Raw genomic sequence first — 21,417 nt, forward strand, 5'->3', positions numbered from 1 at the left:
CTTTACTCCTTGTCTTTGCTATCCGGCAGTTGCCAGAAATCGAAAAAGTTAAACCAGTCGAGCGGCGACTGGAGCGCATAGTGCTCAAGGCGTTCAGCATAGCGATCAATTGTCTGCTGCAGGGCTTGCTGACGCTCGGCACGCGGCAACAGCAGCGGATCGGCGAACGGCTCGCAATGAATGTGCAGTTTTCCCTGCTGGCGCAGCGCGAAGATCAGGTGAACCGGGCAGCGCAGGATCGACGCCAGAATAAACGGCCCCTGCGGAAAGGGAGCAGGCTGGCCCATAAAGCGGCTCCAGCAAATACGCCATTCCCCACCGCGCTGCGGATTAACGGCAATGCGATCGCCCACAATCGCGATCCACTCGCCGCGATCCAGCTTTTCTTTCAGCAACATGGCGGTGTCCGGACCGATATCCGTTACCGGCATCAGGTTTAGCCCGGCCTGCGGGGCCATCTCTTCCATAATCTGCTTAAAGCGCTGGGCGTTATCGCTAAACACCAGAGCATTAATGGTTTTACTGCCGCTGCGCTGCACCAGCGCCCGGCAGGCCTCCACATCGCCCAGGTGCGAGGCCAGCAGCAGCCTGCCCTGCGGATGACTGAGGTCCAGCATCGCCTCCGCGCCCGGTGCAAAGACCACGTCGCTGCCGAAATGCAGCTCACCGCGCCAGCTGGCGATTTTGTCCAGCATGACGTTGCCAAAGCGCAGAAAATGCCGGTAGCTGGTCAGGTTATTCGGCACCGGCTGCTGGCGTATCCGCAGCTGCTCACGCACGCGGGTTATCCAGTTCTGCGAGGCTTTTCGTGCCGTTGCGGCTGTCAGCCAGTACGCGCCGACCACCGGATACAGCAAAAGAGAAAAGGCTTTACGGCCCAGCAGGCGCCACACCAGCAGCATCAGGCGCATGCCCCACAGCCCTTTGACCTCTTTCTGCCGCGCCCAGTGCTGGGGCGAGCGGCGAAACAGTAAAGAAGGGATACGCGGCAACATGCCAAAAAACAGCCGCGTGTGCATCAGGGAGATGCGCACGTTGTCTTTGACCGCGTCGAAATGCGAGAGGCCGTCCTGCGGATAGGTTACCCGGGTCGGCACAAAGTAGCTGTTGTTACCCTGCCAGTAGAGCCGCACCATCACTTCGGTATCAAAGTCCATGCGCCTGCCGATGGTGGCACGCTGTGCCAGCTGTAAGGTTGGCGCGATGGGATAGACGCGAAAGCCGCACATGCTGTCTTTCAGCTGCAATGACAGGGTTTCGATCCACACCCAGACGTGGGTGATCCAGCGCCCGTAAAGCCGCGAGCGGGGAATGGAGTCGTCATAAATGGGCTGGCCGGAAATCAGCGCATCGGGATGCTGCTGCGCCAGCGCCAGCAGCGCGGGAATATCTTCAATAGCATGCTGGCCGTCGGCATCGACCTGCACCGCATGGGTAAAACCAGCCTGCGCCGCCACCTGCATACCGCGCAGCACCGCCGCACCTTTTCCGGCGTTTTGCGCCAGCCGCACCAGCGTCAGCGTGCTGTTTTCTGCTGCCAGCCGATCCAGTACCGCCTGGGTAGCGGCATCGCTGCCGTCATCAACGACAATGCACGGCAGACCAAACGGCATCAGGCGCGCCAGCACCGCTGCCATCATGGCACCGTGGTTATAACAGGGGATCAGCACGCAGGGGGAAAAGGCTAGTGACATAACCGAATCTTACCGCTGCTGGCGACATGACGTGCCTCACCGTCGTGGCGCTGGTAGCTAAAGCTCAGCATCTGGCGCGCTTCCTGCCAGTTCAGCGTTAACGTAACGGTAGTGTCCGGCAGCAGCGGAGCCTGAAACTTCACGTTCTGAATGCTGTGAAAACGCCAGCCGGGTGCCAGCAGCGTCGTCGCGTACTGCATCACCCAGTCAAGTTGCGCCACGCCGGGCAGCAGCGGTTGAACGGCAAAATGCCCTTTGAACCAGAACAGCGACGGATCAAGGTGTAAAACCATCTCAGCCTGATCGGGCTGCGACTGATGGCGCTCAATTTCATGGGGTTTCATGAAACCACTCCTGTAACTGCGCATAAACACGCTTGTTCATACTGTTAACCGGGATCGCATCGATCACCCGCCAGTAACGCGGCACGGCGACAGGTTCCAGCCACGGCAACAACGCACGTCGCCAGGCCAGCTCTTGCTGTTTACCGCCGTGTTCCTGCCAGCGTTGCCGTGCTGCATCGTCCAACACCAGCAGAACGCCAATGCTCTGTCGGCCGCGACGTAAAACCGGCACCGCCGCCACCTCGCTGATCCCGTCCAGCGCCAGCAGCCGCTGTTCGACTTCGCTTAACGAAATACGCTTCTCTTCAATTTTAACCACTCTGCCCCGACGGCCCACCAGCCGGAACTGGCCGTTTTCTTCGATATGCAGAATATCGTCGAGCAACAAACCCTCTCTGTCGGCGATCAGCGGTGAAAACACACGCAACGTATCGCTTTCCTGATGAAAACGGACGCCGTCAAAGGGTTGCCAGGTGATATCTTCTTCCTGACGATAGCGCCAGGCGAGGATACCGGTTTCCGTGCTGCCATAAATTTCATCTGGCCAGATATGCATCCAGTCCGCCGCCTGAGAAACATCCTGCCAGGGTAACATGCCGCCGGCGGAAAAGACCATCGCGACCGGCGGTGCGGTGAGCTGGCGATCGAGGCGTTTCAGAAACGCCGGGCTGCTGATAAAAACATACTGATAATCGTGGCTTAAGGCGGCGAGCTGTTCGGCATACCAGAGCATCGCCGCATGCAGCGGTAATCCCAGCGCCATCGGCAGAATAATACGAAAGGTCAGACCGTACTGGTGCTGCGGCACAACAGAGGCCACGACCCGACAACCGGCCAGCCGCCCGGCAAAGCGGTCGGCCAGCAGGGCCGCTTCATGATCCAGGGACTGAACGGCCTTCACCACCCGCTTCGGCTGACCGGTGGAGCCGGAGGTAAACAGTTCGATGCTGGCCTCGTCAGGTATGGCCGGAAAAGACGGAGCAAAGGCGGCGAGGGTCATCGCACTGCTGACCACCAGCAGCGGCCCCTGCCAGCTCAGCGTTTTTTCACTCAGCACGCCGTCAAACAGGGCGTGTTGTTCGTTGAGCAAGGAAACACGACAGTGACCGGGGACAACCGGTGTTTTGCCCGCGTGCAGCGTTGCCAGCAGGGCCACGGTAAACAGGTAGCTGTCCTCAAAGCACAAGGCCCAGCGTTGGCCTGCCTGCTGCTGCAGTAAGGCGATTAAGCAGGCCACATCCTGCCGCAGATGTCCCAGCGTCCAGGTGCGGTCGTCCAGCCAGGCCACAGGCACGTCAGCCGGTCGCGGTGCAGTGAGCCACTGGGTCAGTGTAAGCGTCTGCTTCATCATGAATCTCGTTGTTTTATTTTCCGGCGTACCAGCCACTCGCCCGCCATCAGCGTGCCCATCAGCAGATAGGCAATCATTCCATTCCAGGCGGTCCACAGCGCCATATCGCCATACAGCGCGGTAAAGAGCGCCATGCTGCCGTTGAGGATGAAAAAGACGCACCAGATTTGCGTCACCCGGCGGGTATAACGCACGCCCTTTTCAGGCAGATCCGGCTCACTGACTCTGGCCAGCCGTTCGACAATGGGCATGGCTGACCACAGGGAGCCACCAAACACCGCCAGCATGACGCCATTGACCACGACCGGGTAAAAAAGCAGGAGCTGGTGGGTTTTCAGCAGGTAGCTGGCCGCGCACAGGGCAATGCCGGCCACCGCCACCACCTGAGTGATGACACGCATCGGCCCCGTTTTGCGCCGGGTCTGGCGAAGACGGAGTAAAAGAACAAGCGCCATCAGTGGCAACAGCCAGTGCAGGCTGTTATGCGCCAGGCCGACGCTGATCAAAAAGGGCCACGCCACCAGCAGCAAGCCTGTCAGCAACGTAAGAACGGGCCGCGTGCGTTTGCCGGACATCGCGACTTACGCTTCTTTCAGCAGCCGTTCTACCGCATCGACAACGTCCTGCACGGTACGCACGGCTTTGAACTCTTCCGGCTTGATTTTCTTGCCGGTTTTCTTTTGCAGATGCACGATCATGTCGACCGCATCGATGCTGTCCAGCTCCAGATCCTCATACAGCCGCGCCTGTGGGGAGATATCCTGCGGGTCGATCTCAAACAGCTTAACCAACAGCGCGGTGACCTCTTCATAAATAGCGTTTTGTTCTGTCATGACGGACGCTCCTCAGGCACGTTGCGCGTGGATGAACGCTGCCAGCGTGGCAACGGAGAAAAAGTGCTGGCGCATCTCTTCGCTTTCCGACGAGAGAACCACACCGTAGGCATTTTTTACCGCCAGCCCCAGCTCAAGCGCGTCGATGGAGTCCAGTCCTAAGCCGTCGCCAAACAGCGGCGCATCGCTATCAATATCGTCGGCCGACAGTTCGTCGAGATTCAGCGTCGTTATAATGAGATTTTTGATTTCAAGGTAAAGCGCTTGCATCATTAATTCCTGAAAAAGGTGAAGAACCTGGTTGTAATTGAAGCAAAAGATGCCGGTTCAACTGTCTTGCCGCCAGTGCCGGTTCTTGTATGTCTGCATCGTAAAACTGATCGATAGATATCCGCTCCCGCACCTCAACGCTGAACAGCGGTTTGGCGGGCGGCACGTTATACCATTTGCTCTGCTTGTCCAGCAGATGCTCGCTACAGTGAATGATCACTACGCGTAAATCACTGCCACAGCGCACAGCAATATTGGCCGCACCGCGTTGTAGCGTCATGGGTTCACCGGGCCGGGTTCGGGTGCCTTCCGGAAAAATCAAAATCGTGTCGCCCTGTGCCAGCCGCTGTCGGCAGGCAGGCAGAAGTGCATCGGCCTGGCTGTTAATCAGATAATCGGCTGCCCGGATAACGCCGCTGACGAACGGGTTTTTCAGGAGCGCCCCCTTTACCAGACAGTCGCTTTCCGGCATCACAGAGGCCAACAGCACATAATCGATGAGCGTCGGATGATTGGCGACCACCAGACAGCCGCGATCCTGACGCAGGTGCTCAAGCCCGCGCATCCGGTAATCCAGTACGCCAACGCCTTTTGCCACCCTTAAGAAGAAGCGGAAACTGGCGGCGATACTGCGCCTGGCGATGCGGCGGCGGCGGCCTTTATCCCATACCGCGAGTAACAACAGGTTAAACCACACCATAGATAACAGCAGTCCGCCGATACCGAACAGGGCAAAACAAAAGCCGGTCATCGCGCATCGCCATGCCCGGTTGAGGCGCGAAACTATCCTGCTCATCCGCGGCTCCAGTGCCATTCCACTCTTTCCCCACTTAAGACAAAGGTGGCAGCATCTTGCAGGTAGTGCTGCAAAAACAGTAGGCTTTGCGGCAGCGCGGGCGCTTTCGCGGTGTGCTGCGACCGGGTTTCACACTGCAAGGTATCACCGGCTTCAATCACCAGCGCGACCGCGAACGGCCACATCGGGGTTTCTGATGTGAGATGCGAGTGATAAAACGCCGGCATCGCCCCGTCAAAATCGACCATTAACACGCGCTGATAGCCCGCCTGGAGCAGACACAACACCTCACACAGCCCCTGCTGAAAGGTGTCTTTACCGGCAGAAAGCGACGAGGAGACGATCGGCTTCTTCGCGGCTATCGTCAGGCTGCCAACGGCGGAGTTGTGCACTGACAGGGCAAAATCGGTTGGTGAAAGCGCCTGGTCTGTCGCCAGCGCCTGCAGAATGCGGAAATTGCGTTCCAGCTCCCCGTGACGGCTGGTGTAAAGCACGGCATCGATTTCATGCTGACGCAGCATCGCCAGCCCGCACTCAACGGCCAGCTTACTGCCGGCACTAAGGCGGCGCGCGGTCATCATCGGCAGTTCGGTCAGCTTTGCCTGCGGTGCCGCAGGATCGATGGCGTGCGACAGCCGAGCCCATTCCAGCCACTGTGCCGTTTCGCTTAATCCTGGGGCCCTGGCCTGCCAGTCAACAATGTTTAATGCAAATTTCATCAACGCGCGTCCGCGATATTCAGGTGATACTCAGGGCGCTTATCGCCGTGTTGTTATGGTTTCTTCTGGCACTGCAATAATGTATGCCCAACGCCCGGGCCGTCGTGGCGCTCATCGCTCTGGAACCCTGCCTTGTCCAGATAGTGATAAAACGTCTCTATGCAGTAGAAACGGCTGTTGCCGTTAGCCATACAGGTAAAATAAAGCGAAGACGCATTGAGACTAAATGAGGCCGCTTCAATGTTCTGCGCATCCCAGAACGGTTCCATGATGAACAGCTTCGCGCCGGGTTTTATCACGTCGGCAACAGGGTCCAGCATCGTGACGACTTGTTCAGGCGAAAAGCCGTCCAGAAACTGACTCATCCAACCGACATCGGCTTCTGCGGGTAAAGGCAGGTCGCCAAGCATATCGACTTCATGGCAGGCGATGCGATGAGAAAAGCCTGCATTTTCGATATTTTCCCGCGTCAGCGCAATCCGGGGCGGCAAATCTGACAGGCCACCGCCATTGCGTGGTCATACTGGCAGCAGCGTATGGCACATTTTCCGGTGTGATGGCTGAGAAAACCTGCTAAGTCATAAGCGGTTTATCGGGCCATCACTGGCCCGACTTTAGGCATAATTACAATTTTGTGCCTGCCGAGAGATTGGCCTGAATATCTTTATCCAGGTTTTCCACCCAGCGGTTGTAGGTTTTATGAATCTGCCCGCCCGATGCCAGCAGATTGGTGCTGTGGTCGTAGACGATATCGTAGCCTGTCGACGAGTAGTTGATTCGCACTTCAGCCATGTGATCACGAACCTGCTGACGCGCTTTAATCTCGCCCGGAGCCACCTGCGTCATCATCCACTGACGCTGAACACCGGCTCTTAAAATGGCATTTTTAACCTGATCCTGGGTATAACCCGCCGCGACGATAGTATGAATTTTCTCAACCGGGGCGGTACGCGCACAGCCTGCCAACGCCCCAACGACCGCGAGGGCGGCAAACCATTTCATAAACTTTTTCATTCAACATACCTGTCTGTGTGAAGTAAATAAGGACAACAATAATTAGCGTGAAAATGATTATTGAGATCATCATGCAGGGCTTATTTGCGTTAATTTAAACGCGGTGCCTCGTCTGTGATGCCATGATAAACGGCCGCAATGTTGTTATATTTTCTCTTTCAGTTCAACAGAATTTAATTAAAACGATTTATTGGCGGGAAGAGGAAAAACGATAATTACGCGCCGGGCAAAGAGGTTAACCCGAATAGAAAGAACGATGACAGACGGAGAAAACGCCCCCGTCTGGATGAATCATTTTCTTTAAGGGCAATCGATGCGCCGATAATCCTGAACCGGCGTTATCCCCACCCTGCTCTGCCGATTACCGCGTTAAACCCTTTCGTACTGGTATATCTCACGACAGCCCTCTTTAACAGAAGGTAAACCCTGTCTGCGATAACCGTCAGCGTGGGCTGCCATCTGGTACAACCCCGGCTGGCCGCCAGGGTTGGGCTTGTTAGCTTGCCTGTAGCGGCTTGCGCACAAACAGGCCGTAGCTCAGCGCGCCCAGCATCAGGAGCGCTGCACCAAGCAAAAACACATTGGTGAATTTACCGGTGGTATCCAGAATAATGCCGGTAACGATCGGTGCCATTGCCGCCCCCAGGAAACCGCCAAAGTTCTGAATGGCGCCCAGCGAGGCCACCTGCGACTTCGGCGCGATGTCACTGGCCAGCGTCCAGAGCGCCCCCTGCGGCATCTGCGAGAAGAAATAACCCAGCGCCAGCAGGCCAATGGCCAGCGGGGTGCTGTTTACAAACGGAATCGGCGCCACGAAGCAGGCTGCCAGGGCCGCCCCCGATACGATTGGCACCTTACGCGCGGTGATGGCTCTGACGCCCCGGCGCACCAGGTTGTCTGAAAGCATCCCACCCACCAGCACGCCCAGAATACCGGCCAGAAACGGAATGGAGGCAATCCAGCCGGTGGCTTTGAGGCTAAAGCCCAGCGATTTTTCCAGATAGCCCGGCAGCCAGGTCAGATAGACCCAGATCGTGAACATAATGGAGAAGTTGCCGATCACCATAAACCAGGTGGTGCTGTGTCGGAACAGCGCACGCCAGCGCACCTCGCCCTTCTCTTGCGGCACTGCGACGCTGGGTTGTCCGGCATGCAGCAGCGCATCTTCCCGGGCATTGGGATCGCGATAAAACTTCCACCACGCCAGCAGCAGGGGAAGCCCCATTACGCCGATCGCCACAAACATGCCGCGCCAGCCTAAGGTCAACAACAGCACGGTCAGAATGGGCGGCGCAATGGCGTTGGCAATTTGCGAACCGGTATTAATAATCGCAGTGGGTAAACCGCGTTCACTGTCGCCAAACCAGCGATGGGTGATTTTAATTCCCGAGGTAAAGAACGGGGATTCGGACACGCCCAGCAGCATACGCAGACCGTAGAAATAGCTGTAGCTGTTGGCAAACGCCGTCAGCACGGTAAAGCCCGACCACAGCCCCAGCGCCCAGGAGAACATCTTTTTGGGGCCTAACTTGTCCACCAGCCAGCCTGCGGGCAGGTTAGCCAGCGCATAGGGCCAGAGAAACGCCGACAACAGCAACCCCATTTCGGTTTGCGAAAAGCCAAATTCCGCCGCAATGGTGGTGTTGGCAATACTCAGGTTGGCGCGGTCCAGGTAATTCACTATCGCCGCCAGCAACAGCAGCGTGACAATGCCCCAGCGCAGCTTCCCTTTCAGCGTGCCCTGCCCGCTCACCGTTGTTTCTGACATCGCCGCAGAGGGTTTCATGATGCCTCCCGCCCGGCAAACAGATCGAGATGGATTTTAATCACTGCTTTACGGATAGTCTGCGCCACCGGCGACGCACAGCCAGGGCGATGAATATCGTGAGGGAAAAACAGCGCAAACTGCCCCGGCGTCAGCGCGATGCTGTACTCATCCGTGATGTCCTGATAAAACACCACGTCATTTTCCTCCCGCCGGTCTTCCGCTATCACATGCTGCGGATGGGCACGCGTCACGCCGATGGTTTCGCGTCCGGCCAGCAGGTACTGAATATCGACATAGCGAAAATGGGATTCGGCCCGGCGGGCGCTGGCGGGCTCGGTCGTCATTTCCTGAAGCAGGCAGAACATCTGGTTGTCGGGCAGTAAATCGTATTTCCCCGTTTCCATCTGGCTGAAATCGCTGGCCGCTATCCAGCGAATCGCCTGGTCAACGATGGGATGAAACGCGTGACGCTCACGCGCCCAGTCAAGTTGATCGCATACAATCATGGTGTTTTCCCTTGTGGTAAAACGGTGCAGGAACAGACGGTGTCCGATTTTTTTATGAAAGACGGTGTTGCCACAGCGCACTGCCATCACGAATCTGGTCAAGCAACACGCCAAGCCCCCAGAACTTCTCCAGCACGTTGTCCCGGTTAACGCGGCAGTGCTCGCTGGCGAAGGTGCCGAGGCGCTGGTGATAAATTTTGGCGTTTTTGGGATAGCCAAGGGTTTCGGTAACGGCGCTCAGCGACAGGAACAGCGACAGCTCATGGGCTTTCTCAGGCTGCTGGGCGCCCTGGTGATAAAGCCAGACGTAGAGGTTCGGATGAAAGTTCGTGAACACGCCGCTGAAGCCGCGCGCGCCCGCCTGGATGGCCGGCCACGCAATGGCCGCATTGGCGTTAATCACCGCCAGCGGCGTGCCTTTCGCCAGCCTGACGCGGCGTTGCACCGTGGGCAGATCGCAGCTCACGTCTTTCAGCACCACAAAGCGGCCGCTGTTGGCACAGAAGCTGAACTCGTCGTCGCTCAGCAGACGACGATACGGCGCCGGGCACTCGTAGAGTCCTAGCGGCAGCCCGGCAGGTAGCGCGTCCAGAATGTGATTCAGGTGGGCATAAAAGGTCTCGCTTCCCTGATTGTGTGGATCGAGGTGATTGGTCACCAGCACCAGCGCATCGATGCCCGTTCCGGCCATCGCCTGCAATTCCTGAGTCTGCTCGCTTAACTCATCGCTGATGTGGCCGGAGGCAATCACCGGCACCCGGCCCTGCACCTTCTCCACCACAAAACGCGCCAGCGCAACGCGCTCGTCTAGGCTTAGAGACTGCATTTCGCTGGACTGGCACACGGCGAACAGCGCATCCACGCCCTGCGCCAGATACCAGTCGATCAGGCGTGACAGGCCGGGGTAATCGATCTGATTCTCTGCGGTGAATGGGGTCAGCATGACCGGGACAATACCTTCAATCTTTTTCATGGTTTCTCCTGCCAGCGCCAGCGCGCGGCTGTTGCGTTACGTCGGATTATCGTTGGTTAAGTCGGGTGATGACCTGATGCCGCTTGGGCATATTGCTTGCGCCTTCCCGCTCTACGGCCAGGGACGCAAAGGCCGATGCCCATGTGGCGGCCTGCAGTAACGGCTGCCCCTGCGCTAGCGCGGCGGCCAGCGCGCCGTTAAAGGCATCGCCCGCGCCGGTGGTGTCCACGCTGAGCGCAGGAAAGGCGGGAATGACGTGACAATGCGGCGCGTCGAACAGCAGCGCGCCGCGCGCGCCCATGGTGATGATCACTCGCTGCGCCCCCTGCGCCACAATCGCCTGCGCCGCCTTACGCGCACTCGCCATGTCACAGATTTCAATGCCCGAGAGCCGCGAGGCCTCGGTTTCGTTGGGCGTCAGCACATCGATCATCGGCAGAACGTTCACGACCTCAGACGAGAACGGCGCCGGGTTCATGATGATGCGGACGCCCAGTGCGTGTGCCAGCCGGATAGCGCTGCGCGTGGCCTCGACGTTGTTTTCCAGCTGCAGTAACAACACATCCGCATCGGTGAGTTCATGGGTCAGCTCGGCAATTTCGGCATCCGTCAGGGTTTTATTGGCACCGGGGTAGATGGCAATCATGTTCTCGCCGTTTTCCTGCGAGACATAAATGATGGCGCTGCCTGTGGGTTCGGTATCCGTCTGGTATAAACGGAAAGAGTGAATGTCCGATGACGAAAGGTGATCAAACGCAAACTGGCTGAACCGATCGGTTCCGACCTTGGCAACAAAATGGACGCGCGCTCCGGCCCGGCTGGCGGCCATGGCCTGATTGGCCCCCTTGCCGCCGGGCCCGAGTGTGCAGCCTTGCGCCATCAGCGATTCACCACTTTGCGGAAAACGCGCCACCCTGGCGACGATATCAACATTGAATGCGCCAAAGATGCAGACTTTTCCCTGCCTGCTGGTGGTCTTTACGGTGGTTTTACGCGCCTGCAACCGCTTGAGTAAAACATCAAAATGGCCACTTTCGCTGATGAGCTTTTCCTGCAGATTACGGCGTTGCACTATGGCACCGCCGTAGCAGCGCTGAACCAGCCCCTGCTCTGCCAGCGCACGCAGATCGGTGCGAATCGTCTCCCGAGTAACACGCAACTGGCTCGCCAGCCCGTTAACGGTGACGCGTTCATGTTCGTCCAGCCATTGCAAAATTTGATTGCGTCGTTCTTCCAGAAACATCATCCCCCCTCCTGCCTGGCCGTTAAGCGTAAGGGAGCGCACGCAGCGTGAAAGTGATGCAGATCTCAGCACCTGGGGAAAAACGGAAGTAAACGGAAGTGAAGGGTTGTGTCGCTAAAGCGTTATCAAAGCGGGCATTGTGATGGCTGAAAAGCAGAAAATGTGAGTCGTGAAGGGCGCGAAACAAATGGTCTGTGGACGGTAAAGGCGCGTTGAATGCGGATGATCACCTTCAGGAAAGGCGTGGCTTATCCCGCTGAGCATCTGTCGTGCGTTCCCGCCAGGCACCTGAGCGCGGGCTAACGTTTTCGCTTTCTATATCCCCACGAGGCCAGGACAGCCAGCACGAGAGACAGTACGAACTTCACCACGATGAACGTAAACGAATAGCTGTTCATCGCCTCTTCGCCATCGCCTTCGATAGTGATATGGCTCATGAATAACGTGTTGATCCAGCTATCCGGGATCAGCACAAAAGCCGCCAGCAACACAATAATAAATATCGCAATTTTCATCTCACACCACACCGACTAAAATCTGGAATGCCGCGCACATCAAGGCGGCCATAAGCCATCAGGTCTTTCCCGCCGGGCACTTTTATCTTAGGTATCCGCAGCAAAGCATTTCTGAGGGTTTCAAAATCCGATGAACTGTACAGCGTTACGCAGCCCCACGAAACCCCGGTGCCGTCGCTGTTCAATGGGTGAAGCCGAAAGCTGCCCCGACGTGTGCCATTGACGTAAGCATGATCACTCATGGTTTCTGCGTTATATAAACCAAACCATTCGGAATGATGATTTCTGTACAAATGATACGCATCAATCACTTCTGCACGCAGTTGATTTAGCACGCTTCCTTTCGGGCGGTCGACTATCCAGTATGTGCCCGGCGGGATCGCGGCCTTTTCTCTATCTGAACAGTCTGGGTTATTGAGATAACGGTCAATTCCTGACAAAACATCAAATGAGCCGATGCCGTAACAGTCAAGCTTGACCCTTTTTCCGTCTGGCGAGAGACGAGCATAGTCCATCGTACAGATTTGCATCTCACATCCTTTGCGGGTGGCACAGGGTGAAAATAATACTGAATCCCTGTTCAACATCAAACGACGACCTTTTAAGATTCCTCTTATAAAGTTGCAACCTATTCCTTCACGCTCGTATTTCCATGAACGATTAACATCGCCATCATTTCTTTTTTTTTAGCAGGAATAAACGCTCCGCACCGGCAGCGTAAACGAACAAAAGAGAAAAGCGTCTGAGTAAAAAATATTTATAAAAGCGCGATCTTATTTACGTTAAAAACGACAGGCTGCCTTATTGACCATCAGGCATCCAACCCGCTGTGGTGATTAACATCACGTCTGAATCAGTCGAAATAAAAACGCACCTCGCCTCTCAACCTGCAAGGGACATGCCCTTATGCACGCCAGCAAGTGGCTTCAGGCATAAAGATTTGGTTGCAACGTCTTAGTGTTAACCTGATTCCAGGCCATCTTGCCGCTATTTAATCTTTTTACCTGTGTGGGTTACGTTGATCACATTATTTACCAAAAGTGATTTTCACGGCATTAAACAATGCGCCTCATCACACCACGCGATTCCGTGTTTATTGCAAAATCGCTTACCTAATAATAACAAGGTGCAATCACGAGATTTACTAACACTCAATTAATTAACCTGTCTCAAATTTAAAAATCATGTCACCTGTTTAGCAAAGTCATAAGGAAAAGGTAACAATGAGGGAGCAATCATGAAAACAATCAAACATTACCGATGGCACATGATATTACTGGTGTGCTTTATTACGATTATTAATTACCTCGATCGCACTGCGTTGGGCGTTGCCGCCCCGACAATTATGAAGGAGCTGGATATTACCAAGGAGCAATATTCCTGGGTCGTCAGCGCCTTTCAGCTGGCTTATACCATCGGCCAGCCCGTGATGGGTTATTTCATTGATACCATTGGCCTGAAGCTGGGCTTTTTTATCTGCGCCATCGTCTGGGGACTGGCCACCTTAGCGCACTCACTGACCGGTTCCTGGCAGGGCCTGGCGTTTATGCGCGCCATCATGGGCTTTAGTGAAGCCTCGGCGATTCCGGCCGGGGTGAAAACCGCTGCCACCTGGTTTCCGGCGAAGGAGCGCGGCATTGCCACTGGCGTCTTTAATATGGGCACCTCTTTTGGTGCCATGCTGGCACCGCCGCTGATCGCCTGGTGCATACTGTTTCACAGCTGGCAGTTTGCGTTTCTGGTGGCCGGTGGCCTGGCTATTGTGGCGGCCTTTATCTGGCTCATCTTTTATAAAGATCCCAAAGAGGCCAAACGGCTGTCGGCGGAAGAGCGCGCCTATATTGAGGGCGGTCAGGAAAAACACCTTCATACCGAGCAGAAAGAGAAGACCTCTAAATTAGCCATCCTCAAACAGCGTAATTTCTGGGGCATTGGCCTCTCACGTTTTCTGGCCGATCCGGCCTGGGGCACCATCAATTTCTGGGTGCCGATCTTCTTTGTGGAAACCCTGCACTTCAGCCTGAAAGAGATTGCGATGTTTGTCTGGCTGCCGTTCCTGATGGCCGATCTGGGCTGCCTGGCCAGCGGCTTTGTGGCGAAGTTCCTGAACGATCGCGGCATCGGCCTGATCAATTCGCGCCGTATTACCTTTACGCTCGGGGCGGTGCTGATGACCACCATCGGCCTGGTCAGCATTGTTCAAAACCCCTATGTCGCCGTGTTGCTGATCAGCATTGGTGGCTTCTCGCACCAGTTGCTTTCTACCGTGGCCGCCACGCTGGGCGCAGACCTGTTCAGGAAGGATGAGGTCGCGACTGCCGTCGGCATGGCTGGCGCCTGTGCCTGGTCCGGTCAGTTGATCTTTAACCTGTTTATTGGCGCGTTTGTCAGCATCATCGGCTTTGGTCCGTTCTTTGTTGCGCTGGCGGTGTTTGACCTTATCGGTGCGGCGGCTCTGTGGATTCTGATCAAAGAACCAAAGGAACCTGGAGAACCGGATGCCGGGTTAGCGGTATCGCAGTAGTGTTGTCGCGGAATGTGTCCCGGGGCACGTGAAGTGACGTGCCTCCTTTTTCAGCTTCAGGCGACCAGTACGACGCGGGAACATTCTCATCGTCGAAAGTGCGGGATTCAGTGCTGAACAGCGTTAATCACGTGGGGTCGAGCATTGCTGTGCACGTCCATCCAATACAAGCCGTTATGTATGTTTTTTAAAATTATGTTAATACATGCTTATGCTTTCTGTTGGGGTTGGATAGATGTGGGATATGTCTTCATTCTTTGCAGCATTACTGGTTTACAGCATAGGGACGGCATCGCCTGGCCCGGGCAATCTTTCCATTGCCAATGCGGCGATGAACTATGGTCGGAAAGCTGGTCTGGTGCTGGCCACCGGTGTGATTTCAGGTTCGATTTGTTGGGGCCTGTTAACCGCCTTTGGCGTGTCCGCGATTTTGGTTTCTTCCCACGGTTTTATCGTCTGGTTAAAACTGCTCGGCGCGGCTTATCTGCTCTGGCTGGCCTCGAAAGCGCTGCGCAGTGCCTTTCGCCCTGGAGAACTTTCGGCACGACCAGCCCAGGCGCACGCGCGTTTACGCGGCTATTATTTGCAGGGTTTGGGATTGCACCTGACCAATCCCAAAGCCGCGTTAACCTGGTTCACCGTGACCAGTGTAGGGCTGACGCGCAACGCGCCACAGTGGCAGAGCTATGTTCTGGTTGCTACCTGCGCACTGACCGGGGTGATGATATTTAGCCTGTATGCGCTGATTTTTGCTTCGCAAATGGCGGAGACGTATCTCAATCGGGCACGGCGCAGTTTCGATCTGATCTGTGCGGGGTTTTATGCGTTGGTGGCGGTGGGTTTTTTGGTGTCGCTGGGTTAAAAAAGCCCCTTTCACAGGCGGTTATTCGATCTGCCTGGCGCGTCAGCTTCGCAGATAACAACCTGAGGATACGACTTGAAAATGGCATGACGCTGGCTGCACTCATCCTGAACTTCAGAAAAGATGACGATCTCTGATTTAGCACCGCTCGCGGTTCAGCCGTTGGAAAACGCGTTCTGCCAGCAGGTTATCGCAACCATTAACGCGATGCCCGCTAACCGCATAGTTTCATTGCTACCCATGTCTTATGTCCTGACAGCCCTTATTGCGACTGGCTCACCTCATGACCGGCACTGAGCCCGTTCCCAAAGAACGCTCAGCAAGATGCCAGCGCGACGCGGTTTCCACTCGCAATCTGCCATTTCTACTGCGGGCCGGGCCATAAAAAAACCTATAGATAAGAAATATTAACAGACCCGCGAGAGGGGTTTTTCCTGTAAAAGTTTATGTCGTGATTGCTTACATTTTAATTATCACGGCCGGGATAAAGATTGCCGGGTCTGCGCCGAAAGATCGTCGTCTCCCCTCCCTTCTTCAGGAAAGATTTATGAAAATCTCAACACGGCTCGGCTCGGGTTTTGGTACGTTAATCGTCTTCTTTTCCCTGTGCATAGTGGTTGCCATTCATTCTTTGTATCAGTCCAAAAACGCCCTTGAATCCATCGTTCAGGGAGATATGAAAAAAACGAAACTGATAACAGACCTGACGCTAATCCAGCGCGACATGGCCATTACAGTCAGGAATCTGTCGTTATTTACCGATGAAAAAGGCATTGAGGAGCAATCCGCGCGGCTTGGAAAATTAAAGACCCGCTTTGTCGACAGCAGCACTCAACTGGGGCAGATGATTGACCAGTCTGGCAGCAATGAGGAAAAAAAAGCGTTCGACGCGATTAAAAACAGTGAAAAAGAAGCACTGGAATCATTCAGTAATACGGTTCCACTCGCACTGGGAAAAAACAACGCCGCGACCGTGAAGTTTCTTTTGGATACCGTCAGGCCCGCCCAAAATCCCCTGATTGACGGACTGACGGCTATGGGTCAGGTGCTCACTCAGCGGTCTGATGACGCCGTCAGTGCAAACAGTAAAACGACGGAACAGGCTTACGTCATTTTACTGGTACTGCTCGCTGTCGCGGTCATTTTTGGCCTGTCCACGGGCATCTATCTGATTCGTAAGCTGATGAGTGAACTCGGTGGTGAACCCGCTACCGCACAGCGCCTTGCCTATGCAATTTCTCAGGGAGATTTAACCTCAGCCGTTCAGCTACGCAAAAATGACACCCGGAGCCTGATGGCCTCTTTGTCCAGTATGCAGGCGCGGCTCCGCGGGGTGGTATCCGACATTAAATCTGGCTCCGCTTCAGTTGCACTTTCAGCAAACGAAATCTCACAGGGTAACAACGAACTGGCTTCCCGCACTGAAGAGCAGGCAGCAGCACTCCAGCAGACAGCGGCAAGTATGGAACAGCTGACGGCCACCGTGCAGAGTAACAGCGCCATGGCCAGACAGACGGCCAACGCCGCGAGGGATACGGCTTTACACGTAAAAAATGGTGAAAACGATGTCCGCCGTATGTCTGGCACCATGGGCGAAATTTCACAAAGCGCGTCTAAGGTCAGAGACATTACCTCTGTCATCGAAAGTATTGCATTTCAGACGAATATTCTGGCGCTTAACGCGGCAGTAGAAGCGGCACGCGCGGGTGAAAGCGGGCGTGGATTTGCCGTGGTGGCAGCGGAAGTCAGGACGTTGGCACAGCGAAGCGCCACAGCGGCAAAAGACATTAAATCACTTATTGAGCAGGCGGTGGGTCAGGTGGAATCTGGCGTCACGGTTGCGAATGAAACAGGCCAAAATATTCTTAAAGTGATCGATCTGGTTGACGAACTGGCCACATCAATGGATACCATCGCCCTGTCGTCCGCTGAGCAGATGCAGGGGATCTCTCAGGTGAGCGTGGCGGTAAGCCAGATGGATGGTGTAACGCAGAACAACTCTGCATTGGTTGAAGAGTCTTCAGCCGCCTCACAGTCGCTTTCTGAACAGGCTCAGACGTTGCGTCTCGCCGTAGAGACATTCAAAGTCTGAATGTAAAAACACTGCCGATGACAGGCGTATTCGCGCTCGGCAGTGATCACTTTTATTCTGCACCCCGCTGACGGCATGGTCAGCGGTAATGGCTCCCTCCCCCGAATGGGCTGACCCGCGGCGCAGTGGCAGTACGATGTTTTGGTGCAACCTGTGCACTGACCGGCGCGATGATATTTAGCCTGTATGCGCTGATTTTGGCCTCGCAAACCGCAGAGAAAGACCTCAATCGGGCACGGCGCAGTTTCGATCTGATCTGTGCGGGGTTTTATGCGTTGGTGGCGGTGGGTTTTTTGGTGTCGCTGTATTAAGTGAAGCCCTGATAAGGGCTGTATTTGCTTCACTGAATGTTCCCACAGATTCAATTTAAGGCAATGGCAATCTTACCTGGCGGCTTCATTTTCACTATCTAAGAATGCCTTTTTTCTTAATTGCATTTCTGATAGCTAATCGATTGATCATTCGCGAATTTGCGAGCATTATCGCAATTATTTTCTTATCACTTTGCGTCATGACATCAGCTAAAAGCCTGCAAAAATTGCTCTCTGAAATCACTGTCTGGCGTAAAGGCGAACAGCGCGCGCCGCATAAACCACTGCTTGTGCTTTATGCACTGTCGCAGTATCGCAATGGACATGCCCGGTTATTTGACTATGCATCTGAAATTCAGCCTGTCCTTCACGCACTGCTGGAACGCTATGGTCCACAACGTCGTGAATATCGACCTGATATGCCCTTCTGGCGTTTAAAAGGTGACGGGTTTTGGGAATTACTTAATGCGGAACATTGCTCATCAACTGGCAGTAGGCAACCTCCGGCCGGTGAACTCGAAAGGTATGAGGTCGCAGGCGGCTTCGATGTTGCACATTACGAACTCGTCAAAAGAGACAGCAGGTTAATTGATAGCCTGGCACAGCAAATTCTTGAAGCGCATTTTCCCGAAAGCATTCAGGAAGAGCTGGCAGACGAACTGGGTTTTGGCATCAGCGAGATGCGAAAGCAACGCGATCCCCATTTTCGACAGTTGGTGCTACGTGCTTATCACTATCAGTGTGCGATATGTGGATTCAATATGCGCCACGACAACGCTTTGGTGGCGGTGGAAGCCGCGCACATCAAATGGAAACAGTACGGTGGTCCCTGTGACATCACGAATGGTTTGGCACTGTGCGCTATTCATCATAAAGCCTTTGATAAAGGATCGATTGGGCTGGATGAAAATATGCGCGTAGTTGTTTCTAACGGTGTAAACGGCGGTGGCATTGTTGATCGCCTGTTCTGGGACTTTTCGGGCAAGCAGATTACATTGCCGCAGGTCAGTCAGCATTATCCGTCAGACAATTTTGTGGGCTGGCATTCACGAGAGGTTTTTCGAGGATAAGCACTATAATTAATCACTCAAGAACAACTGAAAATATTATTTTTTGGCAAGCCTCTGATTATAAAAGTTAAAATGCTAAAAGTTGTGAACCTATGCTCCCGTTGAGGTCAGGGAAGCGTTACGGTATCCGCAACACTGTCAACACCTTATGACTCGCCGGACTAATACATCAAAGAAAGCGAACTGACTGCCTGTGACATTATGTTTCTACCGAGACGATAGAACGTAGTAACTTCATCAAAACGCATCCTGTTAAAAAGAAACCTGCTAATTTTTCCTGCCAGCCTACACGCAAAGATTTCCCATAGAAAATTTACACTATTTTTTAATATCTCTTTTCCTACACCAAACCAGACAACTCTTTCTTATTAATACAAAAAAAGAGTATTTTTCACCGCCAAGATCAATCCTGGTATCTTATTAATTTTATTTCCAAATAAAAGCGGTAACAGACCCGAACGTCATCATCATGAGCGTGCTGAAGAGTCGATCGTATTTTAACGTAAAGTAACAATTTCTAATGTAAATTATCCCAGTCGCACAAACTGATGAATCATCTAACCATAACAGGCGGAAAGCGGAATGGATTTAAACCAACTCAGGACCTTTGTGACCGTCGCAGAAACAGCAAGCCTTACAAGAGCGGCCAGTCTACTTTTTCTCAGCCAGCCAGCGGTGAGTGCTCACATAAAATCACTTGAAACGGAATTTAATGTTCGACTGTTTAAACGCACCCCTCGTGGTATGGAGCTAACCGCACCCGGTTTAATCATGCGTGATGAAGCCCGCCTCGCGCTTGATGCTGCCAGTAAATTTGTCAGTAAGGCCCGGTCGCTGAATGCTATTGGTACTTGTGCGCTCGGCACTATTTCAGTTCCCGTTATCCTGAACCTGCCGCAGGTTTTGACCCAGTTGCGTCAGCGGCATCATAACGTCAGTCTGACAATTCGTCAGAATATATCCGGCCTTATCATTGATAGCCTGCTCGCCGGTGAACTGGACGCGGGTTTCATCATCGGCAAAGTACATGAAGAGCGATTAGGCACGATTGTGGTTTCTCCTATTACGCTATGTATTGTTGGCCCCCGCGCCTGGAAAACGCAACTTGAGACTGCTGGCTGGGATGAGCTTAGGGCGTTTCCCTGGATTGCCACGCCTGAAAAATGTTCTTTTAGTTCAATAGCTCGGGATTTTCTTCATAAGCATGGCATTGAGGTACGGCCAGCCATTATCGCCGATCAGGAAAAAACGCTAGCGGAACTGGTCGGCATGGAAGTCGGGATCACGCTTATGCGTGAGGATATTGCTCTGGCGCTTCAGGATAGTGGTGAGTTGTATATCTGGCCCGGCGAGAAAACAGTGAGCCAACTGTGTTTTGTCTGGGACCGTGAAAAAGAAACGTCCCCAGTCGTTGCCGCGCTGATCGAGACGGTAAGAGATATTTGGCAGGTGGCATCGTGATGTAGTAAAACTCCCCTCCTCCAGAGAGGGGAGCCTGAACCTCAACGACGGGCGGTAGACGTTTTCAGAATCGTGTTGTTTACGGCCTGACGTGCCATTTTGCGCTGGTTAAGGTTGTTAAGCACCAACGCCGTGGCCGTGATGGCGGCACCGATAATCTGCATGTGCGTCGGTAGCACGCCGTTCAGTGCTGATACAAGAAAGGCGGTGACGGGGACGACATCCATAAAGAGCACGCCATTGGTAGGTGTGATAATCCGGTTACCGATATTCCAGCACAGAACCGCCATAAGACCTGCGACGAGTGCCATGTAAATCAGGTGCGGAATCACGAAGATGATTGCAGAGGCGTCGGGTACAGCAATCTTACCCGTGGCCATTAGCAGCACATCCGTGCCCATGACGCTGGTCATACCCAGCAGCGTCGTTATCGTGGTATAACGCAGCGGACTCCAGCCTGGAAAGTAGCTCCCGCCGAGGGTATACAAGACCCAGCAAAGCGCACCCGCAATCAGCAGCAGATTAGCAGTCAGGCTCATCGGCGAGTTCAGGACTGCTGAGACATTACCGTTAGTGATGACCAGCAACACGCCGCTAAAGGACAGCAGGATAAATCCAAAGGTGCTGGCCCGGGGACGAACCTTTTTCAGTGCCCAGATAGTGAGGAGCCCCAGCATTGGCATCGTCGCCATCATAATAGATGCAGTCAGCGCCCCCGTTGGCCCTGCGAGATGCTGGCCCAGGAACACCAGAAAACCGAATCCGGCAAATCCCAGTGTTCCGAAAAGCCAGGCCAGTCCCCATTTTTCGTCCTTCAGCGTAAAAGCTGAATGTCCTTCACGAAATAGCAGCAGTAACGCGAAAGCAATACCTGCAATGCCATAACGGAGCGTAGTGAAATTAAACGGATCGATTCTGGTTAGAGCTTGTGTCATTACAGGAAACATAGCGCCCCATGAAACCGTGGCCAGAAGGCAGCAGAGCAGCCCTTTGATATAGTTATTCATTTATTCACCTTCATCATGTATTAAGAAAAGTTTGGCAGGAGTTGTTTTTTATATTTTCATATTC

General features: G+C 54.2%; 22 protein-coding genes and 1 pseudogene. 6 read left to right on the forward strand and 17 right to left on the reverse strand.

Translation table 11 applies throughout. The features are described from left to right. Positions 1-2 precede the first annotated feature (2 nt). The 16 genes and pseudogenes from NXS97_RS10315 to NXS97_RS10390 all read right to left on the reverse strand — a co-directional run bounded on the left by NXS97_RS10315 (position 3) and on the right by NXS97_RS10390 (position 12,556). A complete protein-coding gene (locus tag NXS97_RS10315; protein ID WP_013024451.1) occupies positions 3-1,694 on the reverse strand; it encodes a glycosyltransferase in 1,692 nt (563 codons plus the stop codon). Next, a complete protein-coding gene (locus NXS97_RS10320; protein ID WP_022622298.1) occupies positions 1,685-2,038 on the reverse strand; it encodes a hydroxymyristoyl-ACP dehydratase in 354 nt (117 codons plus the stop codon). Before NXS97_RS10320 ends, NXS97_RS10315 begins: the two co-directional genes overlap by 10 nt. Beyond that, positions 2,025-3,386 carry an AMP-binding protein gene (locus tag NXS97_RS10325; RefSeq protein ID WP_031283435.1) on the reverse strand — a complete coding sequence of 454 codons (1,362 nt, stop codon included), beginning with the start codon at positions 3,384-3,386 and terminating at the stop codon, positions 2,025-2,027. Before NXS97_RS10325 ends, NXS97_RS10320 begins: the two co-directional genes overlap by 14 nt. Then, positions 3,386-3,964, reverse strand: coding sequence for a hypothetical protein (locus NXS97_RS10330; RefSeq protein ID WP_014595234.1), 579 nt, complete (start codon positions 3,962-3,964; stop codon positions 3,386-3,388). The genes NXS97_RS10325 and NXS97_RS10330 overlap by 1 nt, the downstream gene beginning before the upstream one ends. Positions 3,965-3,970: 6 nt before the next feature. Then, on the reverse strand, positions 3,971-4,222 hold the full coding sequence (locus tag NXS97_RS10335; protein ID WP_019105037.1) for an acyl carrier protein: 252 nt from the start codon (positions 4,220-4,222) through the stop codon (positions 3,971-3,973). A gap of 12 nt (positions 4,223-4,234) precedes the next feature. Next, positions 4,235-4,492, reverse strand: coding sequence for a phosphopantetheine-binding protein (locus tag NXS97_RS10340; protein WP_019105036.1), 258 nt, complete (start codon positions 4,490-4,492; stop codon positions 4,235-4,237). Further along, positions 4,473-5,306, reverse strand: coding sequence for a 1-acyl-sn-glycerol-3-phosphate acyltransferase (locus tag NXS97_RS10345; protein ID WP_031283437.1), 834 nt, complete (start codon positions 5,304-5,306; stop codon positions 4,473-4,475). The genes NXS97_RS10340 and NXS97_RS10345 overlap by 20 nt, the downstream gene beginning before the upstream one ends. After that, positions 5,285-6,007 carry a beta-ketoacyl synthase chain length factor gene (locus NXS97_RS10350; RefSeq protein WP_022622301.1) on the reverse strand — a complete coding sequence of 241 codons (723 nt, stop codon included), beginning with the start codon at positions 6,005-6,007 and terminating at the stop codon, positions 5,285-5,287. Before NXS97_RS10350 ends, NXS97_RS10345 begins: the two co-directional genes overlap by 22 nt. 53 nt (positions 6,008-6,060) lie before the next feature. Next, positions 6,061-6,596 (reverse strand): annotated as a pseudogene (locus NXS97_RS10355) (methyltransferase); the annotation flags it as partial. Positions 6,597-6,631: 35 nt separating this feature from the next. Beyond that, positions 6,632-7,021, reverse strand: coding sequence for a hypothetical protein (locus tag NXS97_RS10360; protein ID WP_116220002.1), 390 nt, complete (start codon positions 7,019-7,021; stop codon positions 6,632-6,634). Between the two features lie 496 nt (positions 7,022-7,517). After that, positions 7,518-8,807 carry an MFS transporter gene (locus NXS97_RS10365; protein WP_014595230.1) on the reverse strand — a complete coding sequence of 430 codons (1,290 nt, stop codon included), beginning with the start codon at positions 8,805-8,807 and terminating at the stop codon, positions 7,518-7,520. After that, entirely contained in the window at positions 8,804-9,295 is a 492-nt protein-coding gene (locus NXS97_RS10370) for a YhcH/YjgK/YiaL family protein (protein ID WP_015701037.1), read from the reverse strand. Before NXS97_RS10370 ends, NXS97_RS10365 begins: the two co-directional genes overlap by 4 nt. 52 nt (positions 9,296-9,347) lie before the next feature. Further along, positions 9,348-10,268, reverse strand: coding sequence for a dihydrodipicolinate synthase family protein (locus NXS97_RS10375; protein WP_024472336.1), 921 nt, complete (start codon positions 10,266-10,268; stop codon positions 9,348-9,350). 46 nt (positions 10,269-10,314) lie between these two features. After that, the gene (gene rbsK, locus NXS97_RS10380; RefSeq protein WP_028716009.1) at positions 10,315-11,511 is read right to left on the reverse strand and encodes a ribokinase; all 1,197 of its coding nucleotides are present in this window, start codon (positions 11,509-11,511) and stop codon (positions 10,315-10,317) included. A gap of 299 nt (positions 11,512-11,810) precedes the next feature. Then, positions 11,811-12,026, reverse strand: a complete 216-nt coding sequence (locus tag NXS97_RS10385; protein WP_014606679.1) for a hypothetical protein — start codon at positions 12,024-12,026, stop codon at positions 11,811-11,813. Then, the gene (locus tag NXS97_RS10390) at positions 12,023-12,556 is read right to left on the reverse strand and encodes a DUF2778 domain-containing protein (RefSeq protein WP_024472337.1); all 534 of its coding nucleotides are present in this window, start codon (positions 12,554-12,556) and stop codon (positions 12,023-12,025) included. Before NXS97_RS10390 ends, NXS97_RS10385 begins: the two co-directional genes overlap by 4 nt. 707 nt (positions 12,557-13,263) lie before the next feature. Here NXS97_RS10390 and NXS97_RS10395 point away from each other — a divergent pair. The 6 genes from NXS97_RS10395 (at position 13,264) to NXS97_RS10420 (ending at position 20,346) form a co-directional block, all read left to right on the forward strand. Then, positions 13,264-14,550 (forward strand): MFS transporter, encoded by a 1,287-nt coding sequence (locus NXS97_RS10395; protein WP_029568417.1) that lies wholly within the window; start codon positions 13,264-13,266, stop codon positions 14,548-14,550. A gap of 235 nt (positions 14,551-14,785) precedes the next feature. After that, positions 14,786-15,412 carry a LysE family translocator gene (locus tag NXS97_RS10400; RefSeq protein ID WP_072404388.1) on the forward strand — a complete coding sequence of 209 codons (627 nt, stop codon included), beginning with the start codon at positions 14,786-14,788 and terminating at the stop codon, positions 15,410-15,412. Between the two features lie 547 nt (positions 15,413-15,959). Next, positions 15,960-17,504 (forward strand): methyl-accepting chemotaxis protein, encoded by a 1,545-nt coding sequence (locus NXS97_RS10405; RefSeq protein ID WP_072404387.1) that lies wholly within the window; start codon positions 15,960-15,962, stop codon positions 17,502-17,504. Positions 17,505-17,629: 125 nt separating this feature from the next. Then, entirely contained in the window at positions 17,630-17,815 is a 186-nt protein-coding gene (locus tag NXS97_RS10410; RefSeq protein WP_227022888.1) for a hypothetical protein, read from the forward strand. A gap of 200 nt (positions 17,816-18,015) precedes the next feature. Beyond that, a complete protein-coding gene (locus NXS97_RS10415; RefSeq protein WP_041931035.1) occupies positions 18,016-18,885 on the forward strand; it encodes a phosphorothioated DNA-binding restriction endonuclease in 870 nt (289 codons plus the stop codon). Positions 18,886-19,467: 582 nt separating this feature from the next. Continuing rightward, complete coding sequence (locus tag NXS97_RS10420; protein WP_014595221.1) at positions 19,468-20,346, forward strand: LysR family transcriptional regulator; 879 nt, start codon at positions 19,468-19,470, stop codon at positions 20,344-20,346. Positions 20,347-20,387: 41 nt separating this feature from the next. Here the strand turns inward: NXS97_RS10420 and NXS97_RS10425 are convergent, their stop codons facing one another. Further along, positions 20,388-21,353, reverse strand: coding sequence for a DMT family transporter (locus NXS97_RS10425; RefSeq protein ID WP_029568415.1), 966 nt, complete (start codon positions 21,351-21,353; stop codon positions 20,388-20,390). Between the last annotated feature and the right edge of the window lie 64 nt (positions 21,354-21,417).

This window comes from Pantoea sp. B623 (assembly GCF_024814475.1).
GTDB lineage: Bacteria > Pseudomonadota > Gammaproteobacteria > Enterobacterales > Enterobacteriaceae > Pantoea > Pantoea ananatis.

Bases quoted from the DNA above. Each gene is read 5' to 3' on its own strand.
- NXS97_RS10330 (WP_014595234.1), bottom strand. From the start codon at position 3,964: ATGTCCGGCAAACGCACGCGGCCCGTTCTTACGTTGCTGACAGGCTTG.
- NXS97_RS10405 (WP_072404387.1), top strand. From the start codon at position 15,960: ATGAAAATCTCAACACGGCTCGGCTCGGGTTTTGGTACGTTAATCGTC.
- NXS97_RS10420 (WP_014595221.1), top strand. From the start codon at position 19,468: ATGGATTTAAACCAACTCAGGACCTTTGTGACCGTCGCAGAAACAGCA.
- NXS97_RS10335 (WP_019105037.1), bottom strand. From the start codon at position 4,222: ATGACAGAACAAAACGCTATTTATGAAGAGGTCACCGCGCTGTTGGTT.
- NXS97_RS10395 (WP_029568417.1), top strand. From the start codon at position 13,264: ATGAAAACAATCAAACATTACCGATGGCACATGATATTACTGGTGTGC.
- rbsK (WP_028716009.1), bottom strand. From the start codon at position 11,511: ATGTTTCTGGAAGAACGACGCAATCAAATTTTGCAATGGCTGGACGAA.
- NXS97_RS10375 (WP_024472336.1), bottom strand. From the start codon at position 10,268: ATGAAAAAGATTGAAGGTATTGTCCCGGTCATGCTGACCCCATTCACC.
- NXS97_RS10350 (WP_022622301.1), bottom strand. From the start codon at position 6,007: ATGAAATTTGCATTAAACATTGTTGACTGGCAGGCCAGGGCCCCAGGA.
- NXS97_RS10415 (WP_041931035.1), top strand. From the start codon at position 18,016: ATGACATCAGCTAAAAGCCTGCAAAAATTGCTCTCTGAAATCACTGTC.
- NXS97_RS10365 (WP_014595230.1), bottom strand. From the start codon at position 8,807: ATGAAACCCTCTGCGGCGATGTCAGAAACAACGGTGAGCGGGCAGGGC.
- NXS97_RS10325 (WP_031283435.1), bottom strand. From the start codon at position 3,386: ATGAAGCAGACGCTTACACTGACCCAGTGGCTCACTGCACCGCGACCG.
- NXS97_RS10340 (WP_019105036.1), bottom strand. From the start codon at position 4,492: ATGCAAGCGCTTTACCTTGAAATCAAAAATCTCATTATAACGACGCTG.
- NXS97_RS10315 (WP_013024451.1), bottom strand. From the start codon at position 1,694: ATGTCACTAGCCTTTTCCCCCTGCGTGCTGATCCCCTGTTATAACCAC.
- NXS97_RS10425 (WP_029568415.1), bottom strand. From the start codon at position 21,353: ATGAATAACTATATCAAAGGGCTGCTCTGCTGCCTTCTGGCCACGGTT.
- NXS97_RS10385 (WP_014606679.1), bottom strand. From the start codon at position 12,026: ATGAAAATTGCGATATTTATTATTGTGTTGCTGGCGGCTTTTGTGCTG.
- NXS97_RS10320 (WP_022622298.1), bottom strand. From the start codon at position 2,038: ATGAAACCCCATGAAATTGAGCGCCATCAGTCGCAGCCCGATCAGGCT.
- NXS97_RS10400 (WP_072404388.1), top strand. From the start codon at position 14,786: ATGTGGGATATGTCTTCATTCTTTGCAGCATTACTGGTTTACAGCATA.
- NXS97_RS10390 (WP_024472337.1), bottom strand. From the start codon at position 12,556: ATGCAAATCTGTACGATGGACTATGCTCGTCTCTCGCCAGACGGAAAA.
- NXS97_RS10370 (WP_015701037.1), bottom strand. From the start codon at position 9,295: ATGATTGTATGCGATCAACTTGACTGGGCGCGTGAGCGTCACGCGTTT.
- NXS97_RS10360 (WP_116220002.1), bottom strand. From the start codon at position 7,021: ATGAAAAAGTTTATGAAATGGTTTGCCGCCCTCGCGGTCGTTGGGGCG.
- NXS97_RS10345 (WP_031283437.1), bottom strand. From the start codon at position 5,306: ATGGCACTGGAGCCGCGGATGAGCAGGATAGTTTCGCGCCTCAACCGG.